The organism is Streptomyces peucetius, assembly GCF_025854275.1.
Taxonomy (GTDB): Bacteria; Actinomycetota; Actinomycetes; order Streptomycetales; family Streptomycetaceae; genus Streptomyces; species Streptomyces peucetius_A.
Genome location: NZ_CP107567.1, coordinates 6,104,826 through 6,122,026 on the forward strand (window position 1 = coordinate 6,104,826; position 17,201 = coordinate 6,122,026).

Genomic DNA, 17,201 nt, shown 5'->3' on the forward strand with positions numbered 1-17,201 from the left:
TCGGCCCGATCATGGGCGGGGCCGGAAGCCGTTTCCATCGTTCCGAGAGGTTGTTCGTGTCGGCCAGCACATCCCGTACGCTCCCGCCGGAGATCGCCGAGTCCGAGTCTGTGATGGCGCTCATCGAGCGGGGAAAGGCTGATGGGCAGATCGCCGGCGATGACGTGCGTCGGGCCTTCGAGGCTGACCAGATTCCGCCAACCCAGTGGAAGAATGTTCTGCGCAGCCTCAACCAGATCCTCGAGGAAGAGGGTGTGACGCTGATGGTCAGTGCAGCGGAGTCGCCGAAGCGCGCCCGCAAGAGCGTCGCAGCGAAGAGCCCGGCCAAGCGCACCGCCACCAAGACCGTCGCGGCCAAGACCGCCACGGCGAAGACCGTTGCGGCCACCACGGCCCCGGCGGCCGAGACCGTCGAGGTCCCGGCCGACGAGTCCTCGGAGACCGCACCCGCCAAGAAGGCGGCGGCCAAGAAGACGACGGCCAAGAAGACGGCGGCGAAGAAGACCGCCGCCAAGAAGACGACGGCCAAGAAGACCGCCGCCAAGAAGGACACCGACGAGGCCACCGAGGCCGAGGAACTGCTCGACGAGGCCCAGCCCGGCGCCAAGGGCGACGACGAGGAGCCCGAGGGCGAGAGCAAGGGCTTCGTCCTCTCCGACGACGACGAGGACGACGCGCCCGCGCAGCAGGTCGCCGTCGCGGGCGCCACCGCCGACCCGGTCAAGGACTACCTGAAGCAGATCGGCAAGGTCCCGCTGCTCAACGCCGAGCAGGAGGTCGAGCTCGCCAAGCGGATCGAGGCCGGCCTGTTCGCCGAGGACAAGCTGGCGAACTCCGACAAGCTGGCGCCGAAGCTCAAGCGCGAGCTGGAGATCATCGCCGAGGACGGCCGCCGCGCCAAGAACCACCTGCTGGAGGCCAACCTCCGACTGGTCGTCTCGCTGGCCAAGCGCTACACCGGCCGCGGCATGCTCTTCCTGGACCTGATCCAGGAGGGCAACCTCGGTCTGATCCGCGCGGTCGAGAAGTTCGACTACACCAAGGGCTACAAGTTCTCCACGTACGCCACCTGGTGGATCCGTCAGGCGATCACCCGCGCCATGGCCGACCAGGCCCGCACCATCCGTATCCCGGTGCACATGGTCGAGGTCATCAACAAGCTCGCGCGTGTCCAGCGCCAGATGCTCCAGGACCTGGGCCGCGAGCCCACTCCGGAGGAGCTGGCCAAGGAGCTCGACATGACCCCGGAGAAGGTCATCGAGGTCCAGAAGTACGGTCGCGAGCCCATTTCGCTGCACACCCCGCTGGGCGAGGATGGTGACAGCGAGTTCGGTGACCTGATCGAGGACTCCGAGGCGGTCGTCCCGGCCGACGCCGTGAGCTTCACCCTCCTTCAGGAGCAGCTCCACTCGGTGCTCGACACCCTGTCCGAGCGTGAGGCGGGCGTGGTCTCCATGCGCTTCGGGCTCACCGACGGTCAGCCGAAGACCCTGGACGAGATCGGCAAGGTCTACGGCGTGACGCGTGAGCGCATCCGTCAGATCGAGTCCAAGACGATGTCCAAGCTGCGCCACCCGTCGCGTTCGCAGGTTCTGCGCGACTACCTCGACTAGTCCGCACCCGTTCGAGCGGGCGTCGGCCGGACGGACGGCGGTGAAGGGCCCGGATTCCCCTGGGGAGCCGGGCCCTTCGGCGTGCCCCGGGGGTGCGCGGAGCCGCCGACTGGCTGACTCTGGGTTTGACCCGATTCACGCAGAGTCAGGAGACCATATGCGTCGGCCCACTGCCCGAGCCCTGGCCGGGGTGCCGGCCCTGATCGCAGCAGCGGTCGTGACACCACTGGCGGCACCGTTTCCCGCAGCCGCGGACAGCGTGGTCATCGGCGGGTACGAGGTGCGTGCCGAGGAGAGCCCATGGGTGGTCGCACTGGCTAGCCCTGACCGGTTCGGCCCAACGCGCGGCGGGCAGTTCTGTGGGGGCGTGGTGGTGGCGCCGACCACGGTCATGACGGCCGCCCACTGCCTCAGTACCGCCGTTCTGGGCAAGGACGCCGCGTCCGTGCGCGATCTGCAGATCATCGCGGGCCGGTCCGAGCTGGCGGGAGACGGTGGGCAGGAGGTCCCGGTACGGAAGACGTGGATCACGCCGAAGTACGACCCCGTGACCAACAGTGCCGACATGGCGCTGCTGACCCTGGCCGAGGCCCTGCCGGCGGATCATGTGCTCCCGGTGGCCTCCGAGGGAGACCCGGCTTACGAGGTGGGCACGGCCGCCACGGTCTACGGCTGGGGCGACACGCGGGGTGACGGCAGTTACGCCTCGTCCCTGCGGGCTGCGCGCGTGTCCGTCCTGCCGGACGGGACGTGCGCCAGTGCGTATCCCGGTGGGCGGACCAGCAGGTACCAGCGGTCCACGATGCTGTGCGCCGGGGATCCGCAGGGCGGGCACGACGCGTGCCAGGGTGACAGCGGCGGCCCGCTGATCGCCGGGGGAAGGCTCATCGGCCTCGTGTCCTGGGGCAGCGGCTGCGGCAGGCCCGACGGGCCGGGGGTCTACACGAGGGTCTCCGCGGTCGCTCCGCCCTTGGCGGGTGCGGCCAGCTGACCGGTCGCACCGGTCGCGACGCCCGGGATGGTGCCCGGGGATGGTGACGGGGCCCGGCGACCGGGGACGGTGATGAAACGCGAGCGGGCGGCTTCCCCCGGTATCCGGGGGAGCCGCCCGTCGGCCGATCCTGGACCGGCCCTTTGGCTCGTCGGGATGTGAGGCGTCAGTGGTCCTCTTCACCGGCGCCGGCCGGCACGGCCGTCAGGCGGTCCGTCTCATCCTGTATTTCCGCGGCGATCTTCTTGAGTTCCGGCTCGAACTTGCGCCCGTGGTGGGCACAGAAGAGCAGTTCACCACCGCTGATCAGTACGACGCGCAGGTACGCCTGGGCGCCGCAGCGGTCGCAGCGGTCAGCGGCCGTCAGCGGGCTCGCGGGGGTCAGAACAGTAGTCACGTCGCCTCTTCTCTAGCTCGACGAGCTGTCGTACCAGGGTCAACATCCAACCAGCCTGAAAACGTTCCCGCTCGTGGCTTTTCCTCGAAACTTTTTCCCGAGGTGGCTGTCTGCTGCCGGTTGGCGGCGAATGAGCCGTATTGCTTCGCTCTACGGATTTCGCGTTGCTTGTCTCGTTTGGCCCTCCCGGCTGGTTGCCGGTTGTTCATGAGGACGTGCCCGGAGCCTAAATGGTTCATGCCTGGAAGGGAACGTGATGTGCACGTCACCCCATCGAGGGATCGAACACCTTTGCGACTCTGGACTAGCATGAGTTTTCATGTGGGTGGCGTGACAACGGCTCTACCAGGCCTCTGTACGCTCTGACCGGTGACAGACGCCGGGCCTTTACCCCCACAGGCCACTTTCCAAATTCAGCGAGGAGCGAACCGCGTGACCGCCGAGACGTCCGTGCCGTCCAGTGCGCTGCTGACCGCAGACCGTGACGGTTCCAACTACACCGCGCGGCACCTGCTCGTACTTGAGGGGCTCGAGGCGGTTCGCAAGCGCCCCGGCATGTACATCGGGTCCACCGACAGCCGGGGCCTGATGCACTGCCTCTGGGAGATCATCGACAACTCGGTCGACGAGGCCCTCGGCGGGTACTGCGACCACATCGAGGTCGTCCTCCACGACGACGGCTCCGTCGAGGTCCGTGACAACGGCCGCGGCATCCCCGTCGACGTCGAGCCGAAGACCGGCCTCTCCGGCGTGGAGGTCGTCATGACCAAGCTCCACGCCGGCGGCAAGTTCGGCGGCGGCTCGTACGCCGCGTCCGGCGGTCTGCACGGTGTCGGCGCCTCCGTGGTGAACGCGCTGTCGGCCCGGCTCGACGTCGAGGTCGACCGCAGCAGCTCCACGCACGCCATCAGCTTCCGCCGCGGCGTCCCCGGGATCTTCACCGAGTCGGGCCCCGACGCCCCGTTCGACCCCGCCAACGGGCTGCGCAAGATCAAGCGCGTGCCGAAGGCCCGTACCGGCACCCGCGTGCGGTACTGGGCGGACCGCCAGATCTTCCTCAAGGACGCCAAGCTCTCCCTGGACCATCTGCACCAGCGCGCCCGCCAGACCGCCTTCCTGGTGCCCGGGCTCACCATCGTCGTGCGGGACGAGCGCGACCTCGAGGGCGAGGGCAAGAGCGAGGAGACGTTCCGCTTCGACGGCGGCATCAGCGAATTCTGCGAGTACCTGGCCCAGGACAAGGCCGTCTGCGACGTGGTGCGGCTCAGTGGCCAGGGCACGTTCAAGGAGACCGTCCCCGTCCTCGACGACCGCGGCCACATGACCCCGACCGAGGTCACCCGTGAGCTCGGCGTCGACATCGCGCTGCGCTGGGGCACCGGGTACGACACCACGCTCAGGTCGTTCGTCAACATCATCGCCACCCCCAAGGGCGGCACCCATGTGACCGGCTTCGAACGCTCGGTGACGAAGACCATGAACGAGGTGCTGCGCTCCGCCAAGATGCTGCGCGTCGCCGAGGACGACATCGTCAAGGACGACGCCCTGGAGGGCCTCACCGCCGTCGTCACCGTCCGACTGGCCGAGCCGCAGTTCGAAGGCCAGACGAAGGAGGTCCTGGGCACCTCCGCGGCCAACAGGATCGTCGCGGCCGTCGTCGCCAAGGAGCTCAAGGCCTTCCTGACGTCCACCAAGCGGGACGCCAAGGCCCAGGCCCGCGCGGTGCTGGAGAAGGCCGCCGCGGCCGCCCGCACCCGCATCGCCGCCCGTCAGCACAAGGAGGCCCAGCGCAGGAAGACGGCCCTGGAGTCCTCCTCGCTGCCCGCCAAGCTCGCCGACTGCCGCAGCGACGACGTGGAGCGCAGCGAGCTGTTCATCGTCGAGGGGGACTCGGCGCTCGGCACGGCCAAGCTGGCGCGCAACAGCGAGTTCCAGGCGTTGCTGCCGATCCGCGGCAAGATCCTCAACGTCCAGAAGGCGTCCGTCTCCGACATGCTGAAGAACGCCGAGTGCGGCGCGATCATTCAGGTCATAGGAGCCGGCTCGGGCCGGACGTTCGACATCGACGCCGCCCGGTACGGGAAGATCGTCCTGCTGGTCGACGCCGATGTCGACGGCGCCCACATCCGGGTCCTGCTGCTCACGCTCTTCCAGCGCTACATGCGGCCCATGGTGGAGGCCGGGCGGGTGTTCGCGGCCGTGCCGCCGCTGCACCGGATCGAGCTGATCCAGCCCAAGAAGGGCCAGGACAAGTACGTCTACACGTACTCGGACAGCGAACTGCGGCAGACCCTGCTGGAGTTCCAGCGCAAGGGCGTCCGTTTCAAGGACTCGATCCAGCGCTACAAGGGCCTCGGAGAGATGGACGCCGACCAGCTGGCCGAGACCACGATGGACCCGCGCCACCGCACGCTGCGCCGGATCAACATCGGAGACCTGGAGGCCGCGGAGCAGATCTTCGACCTGCTCATGGGCAACGAGGTCGCGCCCCGCAAGGAGTTCATCACCAGCTCGGCGGCCACTCTCGACCGCTCGCGCATCGACGCCTGAGGCCGGGCCGCCACGCCGTGACCGGTGAGGGCGGCCGGGTCCCGCCCACCCGGGGGTGGAGAACACGACTCCACCCCTGGTCCGATCCATGGCGCCGCCGTCCTCCGTAGCATCGGCCGGGACCGAGGAGGCGGACGTGCGCGGTGGCAAGTGGGCTCGGTGGCCCACCCGGGAGGCGCTCTCCCATATCGGCGTCCCACGCGCCCGGACGGCACTCGACATCGCGCTGCTCGCCGCCCTGTCCACCTGGGCCGTCGTCAGCGCCTACTCCTCGGACGTCTTCCACGGCTGGGGCGCCGTGCTGCCGCCGGCGGCCCTCGGCGCCTGCGCTGCCGCAGGGATCCGGTACCACCTGACCACCCTCGCCCACCGCTTGGTGCCGTCGCTGGCGCTGATCGCCGTCTTCGCGGCCGTCGGCTGGGGAGCCTGTCTCGCCGAGGCGTACGTCGCGGCGGTGGTGCTGTGGATCGGTGCCTGCGTCATGTCCATGGAGCGGCTGCCGCTCGCGGTCGCCCTGGCGGTGGTCGCGGTCATGATGCCGGGGTTCGCGCTGATCGACGACAGCGACTGGGGAGCGGTCGTCACCCTGGCGACCGTCTCGCTCGGCGGCTATGCGCTGCGCCTGGACGCGGAGGCCCGTGGGGCCGGCTTCCGGCTGCTGGCCCAGGAACGGGCCGCCCGCGAGGCCGAGGCGCTCTCGGCGGCTCTCGCCGAACGGGCCCGTATCGCCCGTGAGATCCACGATGTGCTCGCGCACAGCCTGTCCGCGCAGTTGGTGCATCTGGAGGCGGCCAGGCTGCAGATCGAGCGGGGACCGGAAGGAGCCTTCCGGGACCAGATCCTGGAGCGCGTGGTGGCCGCGCGCGGCATGGCCCGCGAAGGGCTCGCCGAGACACGGCAAGCGCTGTCGGCGCTGCGCGGCGAGATGGCAGCCGTCGAGGACTATCTGCGCGAACTGGCCGCGAACGACGGCGCACGGACCGAGGTCTCCGGTGTACGGAGGCAGCTGCCGCCCGAGGCGTCACAGACCGTGCGGCGGGTGGCACAGGAAGCTCTGACCAATGTGCGCAAGCACGCGCCGGGGGCCGAGGTACGGCTGCTGATCGCCTATCGCGCCGACGAAGTCTTTTTGGAAGTCCGGGACTTCGGGGCTCCGGGAAAGGCCGGCGACCTCACGGCGTCCGGCGCCGGGTACGGTCTGCTCGGGATGCGGGAGCGCGCCGATCTGCTCGGTGGCACGCTCGAGGCGGGACCGGAGGGGGAGGGGTTCGTGGTGCGGCTGCGGGTGCCGGCGTGACCGGGGAGGTGGCCCGGGTCGTCGTCGCCGACGACCAGGCGGTGGTGCGCGAGGGCATCGTGATGCTGCTGGGACTGCTGCCCGGCATCGAGGTCGTCGGCTCCGCCAGGGACGGGGCGGAGGCGGTCGCCCTCGTCGCCGAACTCGCCCCCGACGTCGTCCTGATGGATCTGCGGATGCCCCGGGTCGACGGGGTGGAGGCGACCCGCCGGATCCGCGATGAGCACCCCGCCACGCAGGTCGTCGTGCTCACCACCTACGCGGACGACGACTCGCTCTTCCCCGCGCTGAGGGCGGGGGCACGGGGCTACCTCACCAAGGACGCCGACGGGGACGAAATCGTCCGCGCGATCCAGGAGGTCGTCGCCGGGCGCGCCGGGCTGTCCCCGGTGGTCCAGCGCCGGCTCCTCGAACAGGTCACGGCGGCGCCCGCGCCGTCCGGCCCCCGGCTGCCCGACGGGCTGACCGTGCGGGAGGGCGAGGTGCTCACGCTGATCGCCGAGGGGCTGAGCAACGCCGACATCGCGCGGCGGCTCGGCATTTCCACGGCCACGGTGAAGACCCACATCAACAACCTGTTCGCCAAGGCCGGTCTCCACGACCGGGCTCAGGCCGTCCGGTACGCCTATCGGGAAGGGCTCGCGCAGCCTCCTGGGCCGGACATCACCTAATGGGGTGAAGACCTCAAGAGAAGAGTCCGGGATCTTCCCACTCTGTCCATCCTTGGGCAGGCGGCCGAAACGGTTCGCGGCGGCAAGGAGAGTCGATCGTGGAGAAGCAGGAAGACCGGGACGTCGCCCCGGTGCGGCTCGACGACCCGTGGTGCGACGCCCTGGCCTCCGGCTGGAGCGACCGGGACGGCATCGGGGCCCCCGCTCCCGGCGGCCCGCCCGCCCCGGGGGAGGGCCACACGGCCGGGCCGAACGCCGCCGACGTCTATCTCGAGGTGCAGCGCAGCGAGGCCTTCCAGGAGATGCGCGCCCGCTACCGCCGGTTCGTCGTCCCCGCCTGTGCCGCCTTCCTCCTCTGGTATCTGGCGTATGTCGTGGCGGCGACGACGGCGCCGGGGCTGATGGCCAGGCCGGTTGCCGGGGCGGTCAACGTGGCGATGGTCGCCGGGCTCGCCCAGTTCCTCACCACGTTTCTGCTGACCTGGGCGTACGCCCGCCACGCCAGGCTGCGCCGGGACCGGGCGGCGCTGGATCTGCGCTGGGACACCCAGGAGATGACCAGAGGAGTCGGGCGTTGACGGGAGACCACCAGGCGCTTGCGCTGCTGCTGTTCAGCGTGTTCATCGCGGTCACGCTCGCCATCACCACCTGGGTGAGCCGCAACAGACGAGGTTCCGCCGAGGAGTTCTACGCGGGCGGGCGGCTGTTCTCCCCGATGGAGAACGGATTCGCCATCGCCGGGGACTACATGTCCGCTGCCTCCTTCCTCGGCATCTCCGGTCTCATCGCGCTCTACGGCTACGACGGAATGCTCTACTCCGTCGGCTTCCTGGTCGCCTGGCTGGTCGTGCTCCTGCTCGTCGCCGAACTGGTCCGCAACTGCGGCCGGTTCACCCTCGCCGACGTCGTCGCCGCACGGATGAGGGAACGCCCCGTCCGTATCGCGGCAGGGACCTCGTCCGTCACCGTCTCCGTGCTCTACCTGGTGGCGCAGATGGTGGGAGCCGGCAGCCTGGTCGCGCTGCTGCTCGGCGGGACGAGCGAGGCCGCGCGCTCGTGGACCGTCGTCGGCGTCGGCGCACTGATGGTGATCTATGTGTCGCTGGGCGGGATGAGGGCCACCACCTGGATCCAGATCGTGAAAGCCGTGCTGCTGATGACCGGCGCGATCGCGATGACCGTGCTTGTACTGCTGCGTTTCCACGGCGACTTCGACCAACTGCTCCGTACCGCCGCCGCGCGCAGCGGTCACGGCATGGACTTCCTCGCCCCCGGCCTGAGATACGGCGGGGACTGGACCTCCCGTCTGGACTTCATCAGCCTCGGCGTGGCGCTCGTCCTCGGTACGGCAGGACTGCCGCACATCCTGTCGCGCTTCTACACCGTGCCGACCGCCCGGGCCGCCCGCCGCTCGGTCGTCTGGTCCATCGGGCTCATCGGCGGCTTCTATCTGATGACGATCGTGCTCGGTTTCGGAGCGGCCGCCGTGGTCGGCACGGCGGAGGTCCGGGCGTCCAACGCAGCGGGCAACACCGCCGTGCCGCTGCTCGCCCTCGACCTGGGCGGAGGCGCCGGCTCCACCGGGGGCACCGTGCTGTTCGCGGTCGTGGCGGCCGTGGCGTTCGCGACGATCCTCGCCGTCGTCGCGGGCATCACCCTCGCGTCCTCCGCGTCCGTCGCCCACGATCTGTACGCGATGCTGCGGAGCCGGCGCGCCGCCGGGCGACGCCCGTACAGCGAGGTCGCCGTCGCCCGCGTCGCCGCGGTCGGCATCGGCGCGGTCGCGATCGCCCTCGGGCTGCTGGCACGGGACCTGAACGTCGCCTTCCTGGTCGGCCTCGCCTTCGCCGTCGCCGCCTCCGCCAACCTTCCGGTCCTGCTCTACTCGCTGTTCTGGCGGAACTTCACCACGCGCGGCGCCGTCTGGTCCGTCTACGGGGGGCTGGTGCCCGCTGTGCTGCTGGTGGTCCTGTCACCGGTCGTCTCCGGAGGCGACCGGTCGCTGTTCCCCGGGGTGGACTTCCATGTCTTTCCGCTGGAGAACCCGGGGCTCGTCTCCATCCCGCTCGGCTTCCTGGCCGGCTGGATCGGCACGGTCGTCTCCTCGGAGCCGCCGGACCCGGCCAAGCACGCCGAGACAGAGGTACGGGCGCTGACCGGCGCCGGCGCCGCCTGACCGGACCGGACCGGACCGTGGCGAGCGAACGGGCGGCCGCCGCTCGGCCAGGGGCCAGAGCGGCGGCAGGCGGCGTGTCAGGGGCGGCTGACAGGCTCCCGCCCCGGGCCGTCAGGTGGCCCCGAGCACCCCGCGATGTCAGACGCTCGACACCCACACGTAGCGGTGCTCCGGGCGGCCCGTCTCGCCGTACCGGAGTGTCAGCCGCACCCTGCTCGTCCGCTCGAGGAGCTTCAGATAGCGCTGCGCGGTCTGCCGGCTCACCCCCGCCCGGTCCGCGATCTCCTGCGCCGACAGCGGGCCGTCGGCGGCGAGCAGCACCTGCCGCACCAACTCGGCGGTGGTCGGGGAGTGTCCCTTCGGCAGTTCCGGGGCGACCACACCGGCCGACAGGGTGCCGAAGATCCGGTCGACCTCCGCCTGCTCGGCCTCGCCACCGCTGTCCAGCGCCCGCCGCAGCGCCGCGTACGCCTCCAGTTTGGCGCGCAGCCCGGCGAAGTTGAACGGCTTGACGAGGTACTGCAGGGCGCCGTGGCGCATCGCCGCCTGGACCGTGGCCACGTCCCTGGCCGCCGTCACCATGATCACGTCCGTCTGGTGGCCGAGGACGCGGAGCTCGCGGACGACCGCCAGCCCGTTCTCGTCCGGCAGGTAATGGTCGAGCAGGATCAGATCGACGGGCACCTCGGCGATCCGGGCGAGCGCCTCGGCCGCCGAATGAGCCCGTGCCACGACGCGGAAGCCCTCGACCTTGGCGACATAGGCGGCGTTGATCTCCGCGACCCGGATGTCGTCGTCCACCACCAGTACGTCGATCATCGTGCCTGCCGAATCTCTTGTGGGTCGCCCGCCACCGCCCCGGTCCCGGCGGCGGCTCCTGCCTCTGGCCCCGCTGCCGGTGCGCCGACCGTCCCGACCGGACCGTCCTCCGTCAGGGCGTCGGGCAGTACGACGCTGAACTCGGCGCCGCCGGCCACCGAGGTGCGGACCGCCGCACTGCCGCCCTGCCGCTCCGCGAACCGGCGCACCAGGGGCAGCCCCAAGCCGCGTTTGCCGTGGGCCGGCAGCTCCTTGGTGCTCCACCCCTCCGTGAAGATCAGCTCACGCTGCTCGTCCGGGACTCCGGGCCCGCTGTCCGAGACCCGCAGAACCACCGTGCGTCCCTCCGCACGCAGCTCGACCTCGACCTCCGGGTCCGGTGTGCCCGCTGCCGCGTCCAGCGCGTTGTCGACGAGGTTGCCGACCACCGTGACCAGCCCGCGCGGATCCACCAGCCGGTCGGGCAGCAGGGTCCCGGGAGCGACGCCCAGCGAGACCCCGCGCTCCGCCGCCACCGTCGCCTTGCCGACCAGCAGGGCGGCGAGCAGCGGGTCGTGGACCCGCTCCGTGACCTGCTCGGCGGTCGTCCGGTGCACCCCGACCACTTCGGTGACGAACTCCACCGCCTCCTGGTGCATCTCCAGCTCCAGCAGGCCCAGCAGGGTGTGCAGGCGGTTGGCGTGCTCGTGGTCCTGTGCGCGCAGCGCGTCGATCAGGCCCCGGGTGGAGTCCAGCTCACGGCCCAGCTGCTCGAGTTCCGTCCGGTCACGGAGCGTGGCGACGGCGCCGCCGTCGTCGGTCGGCATCCGGTTGGCGACCAGCACCCGGCTGCCCCGTACGGTCAGCAGATCGTCCCCGCTCACCCGGCCCGCCAGCACGTCGCTGGTGCGCCCTTCGCCCAGCACCTCGTCCAGTGGCCGGCCGATGGCCTCGGGGCCCACGCCGAGCAGCCGCTGCGCCTCGTCGTTCAGCAGCCGGATACGCCCTGCCGCATCCAGGGCCACCACGCCCTCCCTGATGCCGTGCAGCATCGCCTCGCGCTCGGCGAGCAGTGCGGAGATGTCGGAGAAGGCCAGATCATGGGTCTGCCGCTGGAGTCTGCGGGAGATGAGATACGCGGCGAGCGCCCCGACGGCCAGTGCGCCCCCGGCATAGGCGAGCAGCCCGGGGATCGCCGCAAGCAGCCTGGCCCGCACGCTGTCGTACTCGATACCGACGGACACGGCGCCGACGATCGTCCCGTCCGTGTCACGCAACGGCACCTTGCCGCGGGCGGAGCGGCCGAGCGTGCCGCTGTCGATCTCCATCACGTCCCGGCCGGCCAGCGCCTCGCTCGGGTCGGTGGAGACGATGCGGCCGATCCGCTCGGGGGAGGTGTGGGACCAGCGCACGCCGCGGCCGTCCATGACCACGATGTACTCGGCCCCCGTTGCCTGCCTGATCCGCTCGGCCTCGGCCTGCACCGGTCCGTCGGGGGTCGGCCGGGAGCCGGCCAGTTCCTCGGCGAGCTCCGGCGACGCGGTGGTCTCCGCGATGGCGAGCGCGCGGCGCATCGCCTGGTCGTCGAGCTGGGCGCTGAGGGGGGCGAGGAACAGGCCGGTGACCAGTGCGGTGACCCCGGTGACGATCGCCAGCTGCATCAGCAGGACCTGGGAGAACACCCGCTGCGGCCAGCCGAACCGCCGTCGCCGGGCGGGGGCGGTCGGTGCGGGACTCATGTGTACGAACGGTAAGGGGAGCAGCTCCCATTCCGGAAATGTAGGGCCGACGCAAATTGTTTGCGTTGTTTGCGGCGGACTTTCGGTGCACTTCCATTTTCCCGACAGTACGGGTGAAAGCCGCTGGTGCAAGGGTCCGCGAGCGCCGTCGGTGCGGCGCCGTACTTCACCGACCTCCAGCAGGTCCTCGACAACGACGGCGCCGCCGACATCACCCCGTACGTCAACGAGCAGACCGTGCCGGCGCTCGGTGACATAGACCCGGACGTGCTCGGCTCGCTCAAGCACGAGGGCAAGCTGTACGGCCTGCCGACGAGCAACTACACCATGGGCCTGCTCATCCACCGGAGGCTCTTCGAGCAGGCCGGGCTCGACCCTGACACCCCGCCCACCACCTGGGACGAGGTCCGGTCCGCGGCCAAGAAGATCGCGGCCCTCGGCAACGGTGTCGCCGGCTTCGGTGAATACAGCGCCGCCAACACCGGCGGCTGGCACTTCAGGGCGCAGATGTACAGCCTCGGCGGCGACATCGTCGACGCGAGCGGCAGGAAGGCCGCCTTCAACGACGACCTGGGACGTCAGGTCGTCCGCAACCTCCACGCCATGCGCTGGGAGGACGACAGCATGGGCAAGACCCAGCTGCTCAAGTGGGGCGACCTGCAGAAGCAGATCGCCTCCGACAAGCTGGGCTTGTTCCTCGCCGCGCCGGACGACATCGCGTACATGGTCCAGCAGCTCGGGGCCGAGTACGAGAACTTCGGCCTCGGCCCGATCCCCGGCGGGAAGGCCACCCTCTTCGGCGGCAACAGCTACATGATCAAGAAGGGCATCTCGCCCGACAAGATCAAGGCAGCGGTCGCCTGGCTGAACTTCAAGAACCTGACCGTCGGCAAGGGGCAGTTCGACTGGGCGCGCACCAAGGCCGACAAGCTGCCCGTCGGTCTGCCGCAGCCCAACTTCTGGCTGGGCGGCTCCAGGAAGAAGGACGACGCGAACCGCGCCGCCAACGCCACCATGCCGGTCGAGAACTTCCAGACCTTCATGGACAACCCGGTAAAGGGCAAGGCCGAGCCGCCCAAGGCCCAGGAGATCTACAAGGTCCTGGACAACGTGATGTCCGGGGTCCTCACCAACGAGGACGCGGATGTGGACAAGCTGCTCGCCACCGCCGAGCAGCAGGTCAACCAGATCCTGGCCAACCAGTAGCAGCCCGACCGGGCCGCGAACACCCGGCCCGGCCCCGACCGCAGCGAGGAGCGACGATGTCGGCCCCCACCCTGTCCACGAGCAAGGCCGCCCCGACCGGCCGCCCGCGGCCCGCCGCACCCGGCGGCGGACCGTCCGGCAGATCGTTCAAGAGGGCACCTGCGCCGTAATCTCACGGCACACGGCTTCCTGATCGGCGCGGTGCTCTGCTTCTCGTTCTTCTCGTGGTATCCCATGGTCAGGGAGTTCGTGCTGGCCTTCCAGAAGACCGAGGACGGCCGGACCACCTGGGCCGGCTGGTCCAACCTCACCACCGTCTTCAACGACCCGGCCTTCTGGCAGGCATGGCAGAACACCCTGTACTTCACCGTGCTGGCGCTGCTGCTCGGCTTCGTCGTGCCGTTCCTGGTCGCGATCGTCCTGAACGAGTTCCGGCACGCCCAGGGCTATCTGCGCCTGCTGGTCTATCTGCCGGTGATGCTGCCGCCGGTCGCCTCCGTGCTGCTCTTCAAGTACCTGTACGACCCGGGCCACGGGCTGCTGAACGAGATCCTCGGCTTTCTGCACCTGCCGGAGCAGCAGTGGCTCCAGGCCCCGGACACGTCGATGCTGTCCGTGGTCATCGCGGCGACCTGGATGAACATGGGCGGCGCCACCCTGATCTACCTCGCCGCCCTCCAGGGCATTCCCGGGGAGCTCTACGAGGCCGCCGAACTCGACGGGGCGGGGCTGCTGCGCAAGATCTGGCACGTCACCGTCCCGCAGACCAGGCTGATCCTCTCCCTGATGCTGCTGATGCAGATCATCGCGACGATGCAGGTCTTCACGGAGCTGTTCCTGCTGACGAACGGCGCCGGTCCCGAGGGTTCGACCACCACCGTCGTCCACCTCATTTACCAGTACGCCTTCAACCTCAACAACTACGGCGCCGCCGCCGCGCTCGGTCTGGTCCTGCTCGTACTGCTCGCCGGATTCTCCGCGGCGTACGTACGGCTCAGCCGCGCCGGCGACGACGCCTAGGGCCGGGGGAGACGACGGATGTCCGCACGCACACTCATCTCGCCGGCCCAACTGGCCCGGCCCCGGGGCAAGGTCCTGTAGTGGGTGACGTTCGCCCTGGTCGTCGGCCTGTTCACGCTGGTCTTCGTCGGACCGCTCCACTGGATGGTCTTCGGTGGGCTCAAGACCACCCAGGAAGTGGTCCAGTCCCCGCCGACGTTCGTCCCCGAGTCGGTCCATCCCGAGAACTACGCAAGGGCCTGGGAGGTCATGGACCTCTCCCGGCTGCTGTTCAACACCTTCTACTACGCCTTCGGCGCACTCGCCTTCCAACTGGTCCTCGACGTGGCCGCCGCCTACTCGCTCTCCAGGCTCCGGCCCGTCCTGGGCAAGGCCATCCTGGGGATGATGCTGGCCACGCTGATGATCCCGGCGACCGTCCTCGTCGTACCGCAGTACCTGACGGTTCTGGACGTGCCGATCGTGGAGCGGAACCTGCTCAACTCGCCCTGGGCGATCCGGCTCCCGTCCGTCACCAACGCCTTCAACATCTTCCTGCTGAAGAGGTTCTTCGACTCGATCCCGCGCGAACTTCTCGATGCCGCCTCCATCGACGGCGCCTCCTCGATGCGCACGCTGTGGTCGGTGGTGCTGCCGATCTCGCGGCCGATCCCGGGTGTCGTGTCCATCTTCGCGGTGGTCGGCGTCTGGAAGGACTTCCTCTGGCCGATGCTGACCCTGCCCGATCCCACCAAGCAGACGCTGAACGTCGGCATCTACTCCCTGTCCAACGGCGTGCCCGAGAACGTGCTCATCGCCGCGCTCACCATCGCGTCCCTCCCGACGCTGCTCGTCTTCCTGATCCTCCAGCGCAACATCATGAGCGGTCTCACCGCGGGCGGCCTCAAGGGCCAGCCCCGCCGGCGGCCCGCCGCACCGCTCTTCCACCACGTCTTCGCCGCCGGCCTGAGTTTCCACGCCCCGCCGCCCGGGCCGGCGGCGGAGTCCCACCTGCCCGAAAGGACCGTCACGTGGCAGCCTCCTATCCGGACGCTCATTCGGAACACCCCGACGACTGGTGGCGCAGCGCCGTCATCTACCAGGTGTACCCACGCAGCTTCGCCGACGGTGACGGTGACGGGACCGGGGACCTCGCGGGTGTACGGGCCCGGCTGCCGTATCTCGCGGAACTGGGCGTCGACGCCGTCTGGTTCACCCCCTGGTACCTGTCACCGCTGGCCGACGGCGGCTACGACGTCGCCGACTACCGCACCATCGACCCCGCGTTCGGGACGCTGGCAGAGGCGGAGAAGCTGATCGTGGAGGCCCGAGGACTGGGCATCCGCACGATCGTCGACATCGTGCCCAACCACGTCTCGGACCAGCACGCCTGGTTCAGGGCCGCGCTCGCCGCGGGGCCCGGCAGCCCGGAGCGCGAGCTGTTCCACTTCCGTCCCGGCCGGGGGGAGGACGGCGAACTGCCTCCCAACGACTGGCTGTCGCAGTTCGCCGGCCGCACCTGGACCCGGACGCCGGACGGCGAGTGGTACCTCCACCTCTTCGCGCCCGAACAGCCCGACCTCAACTGGGACCACCCCACCGTCCGGCAGGAGCACGAGGACGTGCTGCGCTTCTGGTTCGAGCGGGGCGTGGCCGGTGTGCGGATCGACTCCGCGGCGCTCCTGGCCAAGGACCCCGGCCTGGCCGACGTCACCGAGGGCCAGGGCCCCCACCCGTACATCGACCGCGACGAGCTCCACGACATCTACCGCTCCTGGCGTGCCGTGGCCGACGAGTACGGCGCCGTCTTCGTCGGTGAGGTGTGGCTGCCGGACTCCGAGCGCTTCGCCCGCTATCTGCGCCCCGACGAACTGCACACCGCGTTCAACTTCAACTTTCTCTCCTGCCCCTGGGACGCGCAGCGGCTGCGCCGCACCATCGACGAGACACTCGCGGAGCACGCCCCGGTGGGAGCGCCGGCGACCTGGGTGCTGTGCAACCACGACGTGACCCGCACGGTCACCCGCTACGGCCGAGAGGACACCGGCTTCGACTTCGCGGCCAAGTCCTTCGGAACGCCGACCGATCTTGTTCTCGGCACCCGCCGGGCGCGGGCGGCCGCACTGCTCACGCTCGCCCTGCCCGGCGCGGTGTACCTGTACCAGGGCGAGGAGCTGGGCCTTCCCGAGTGCGAGATCCCGAGGGACAGGATCCAGGACCCGATGCACTTCAGGTCCGGCGGCACGGACCCGGGCCGGGACGGCTGCCGGGTCCCGCTGCCGTGGTCCCGGAGTGCGCCGTACAGCGGTTTCGGTTCGGTGACCGAGCCGTGGCTGCCGCAGCCGGAGGGCTGGTCGGCGTACGCGGCGGACCGCCAGGCCGCGGACCCCGAATCGATGCTCAGTCTCTACCGGGAGGCGCTGCGGCTGCGCCGCACCGCGCCGGGCTTCGGGGACGGGCCGCTGCACTGGCTGCCCGCCGGGCCCGGGGTGCTCTCCTTCGCCCGCGCCGACGGCCTGGTGTGCATGGTCAACCTCGCCGACGAGCCGGCCGGGGTCCCCGCCGGCGCCGGGGTGCTGCTCACCAGCGGCCCGCTGGACGACGAGGGACGGCTCCCGCGCGACACCGCCGTGTGGCTGCGCATGTGACACGCGGCGGGCAGGCGGCTGCCGTTGTGCGGTGCGCGCGGGGAGGGGCCCCGGCGGGCGGGGCCCCTGGTACCGGCCGCTGGGACGCCATCGCCGCAGCCGCTCCCGGCCTTCTT

General features: G+C 70.2%; 11 protein-coding genes and 3 pseudogenes. 11 read left to right on the forward strand and 3 right to left on the reverse strand.

Annotation, left to right across the window (positions count from 1 at the left end; all coding sequences use genetic code 11):
• The first annotated feature begins 56 nt into the window (after positions 1-56).
• Complete coding sequence (locus tag OGH68_RS27795; RefSeq protein ID WP_264247755.1) at positions 57-1,613, forward strand: RNA polymerase sigma factor; 1,557 nt, start codon at positions 57-59, stop codon at positions 1,611-1,613.
• A 157-nt stretch (positions 1,614-1,770) separates the two neighbouring features.
• The gene (locus tag OGH68_RS27800; protein ID WP_264247756.1) at positions 1,771-2,604 is read left to right on the forward strand and encodes a serine protease; all 834 of its coding nucleotides are present in this window, start codon (positions 1,771-1,773) and stop codon (positions 2,602-2,604) included.
• Positions 2,605-2,770: 166 nt separating this feature from the next.
• Here the strand turns inward: OGH68_RS27800 and OGH68_RS27805 are convergent, their stop codons facing one another.
• Positions 2,771-3,001 carry a hypothetical protein gene (locus tag OGH68_RS27805; RefSeq protein ID WP_100109587.1) on the reverse strand — a complete coding sequence of 77 codons (231 nt, stop codon included), beginning with the start codon at positions 2,999-3,001 and terminating at the stop codon, positions 2,771-2,773.
• 432 nt (positions 3,002-3,433) lie between these two features.
• Here OGH68_RS27805 and OGH68_RS27810 point away from each other — a divergent pair, with 432 nt between their 5' ends.
• The 5 genes from OGH68_RS27810 (at position 3,434) to OGH68_RS27830 (ending at position 9,695) form a co-directional block, all read left to right on the forward strand.
• Positions 3,434-5,551, forward strand: a complete 2,118-nt coding sequence (locus OGH68_RS27810; protein WP_264247757.1) for a DNA gyrase/topoisomerase IV subunit B — start codon at positions 3,434-3,436, stop codon at positions 5,549-5,551.
• A 136-nt stretch (positions 5,552-5,687) separates the two neighbouring features.
• Positions 5,688-6,848: a sensor histidine kinase gene (locus OGH68_RS27815; protein WP_264247758.1), complete on the forward strand. Its 1,161-nt coding sequence runs from the start codon at positions 5,688-5,690 to the stop codon at positions 6,846-6,848.
• Positions 6,845-7,519, forward strand: a complete 675-nt coding sequence (locus OGH68_RS27820; RefSeq protein WP_264247760.1) for a response regulator — start codon at positions 6,845-6,847, stop codon at positions 7,517-7,519. Before OGH68_RS27815 ends, OGH68_RS27820 begins: the two co-directional genes overlap by 4 nt.
• A 98-nt stretch (positions 7,520-7,617) precedes the next feature.
• Complete coding sequence (locus OGH68_RS27825; RefSeq protein WP_264247761.1) at positions 7,618-8,097, forward strand: DUF485 domain-containing protein; 480 nt, start codon at positions 7,618-7,620, stop codon at positions 8,095-8,097.
• Complete coding sequence (locus OGH68_RS27830) at positions 8,094-9,695, forward strand: cation acetate symporter (RefSeq protein WP_264247762.1); 1,602 nt, start codon at positions 8,094-8,096, stop codon at positions 9,693-9,695. Before OGH68_RS27825 ends, OGH68_RS27830 begins: the two co-directional genes overlap by 4 nt.
• A gap of 138 nt (positions 9,696-9,833) precedes the next feature.
• On the opposite strand, the gene OGH68_RS27835 is transcribed toward OGH68_RS27830, so the two are convergent.
• Positions 9,834-10,514 (reverse strand): response regulator, encoded by a 681-nt coding sequence (locus tag OGH68_RS27835; RefSeq protein WP_264247763.1) that lies wholly within the window; start codon positions 10,512-10,514, stop codon positions 9,834-9,836.
• On the reverse strand, positions 10,511-12,232 hold the full coding sequence (locus OGH68_RS27840; RefSeq protein WP_264247764.1) for a sensor histidine kinase: 1,722 nt from the start codon (positions 12,230-12,232) through the stop codon (positions 10,511-10,513). The genes OGH68_RS27835 and OGH68_RS27840 overlap by 4 nt, the downstream gene beginning before the upstream one ends.
• 162 nt (positions 12,233-12,394) lie before the next feature.
• Here OGH68_RS27840 and OGH68_RS27845 point away from each other — a divergent pair.
• The 4 genes and pseudogenes from OGH68_RS27845 to OGH68_RS27860 all read left to right on the forward strand — a co-directional run.
• A pseudogene (locus tag OGH68_RS27845) lies at positions 12,395-13,438 on the forward strand (extracellular solute-binding protein); the annotation flags it as partial.
• 56 nt (positions 13,439-13,494) lie between these two features.
• A pseudogene (locus tag OGH68_RS27850) lies at positions 13,495-14,458 on the forward strand (carbohydrate ABC transporter permease).
• Positions 14,459-14,542: 84 nt separating this feature from the next.
• A pseudogene (locus OGH68_RS27855) lies at positions 14,543-15,349 on the forward strand (carbohydrate ABC transporter permease); the annotation flags it as partial.
• A 119-nt stretch (positions 15,350-15,468) separates the two neighbouring features.
• Entirely contained in the window at positions 15,469-17,085 is a 1,617-nt protein-coding gene (locus OGH68_RS27860) for a glycoside hydrolase family 13 protein (RefSeq protein WP_264247765.1), read from the forward strand.
• The last annotated feature ends 116 nt before the right edge of the window (positions 17,086-17,201 follow it).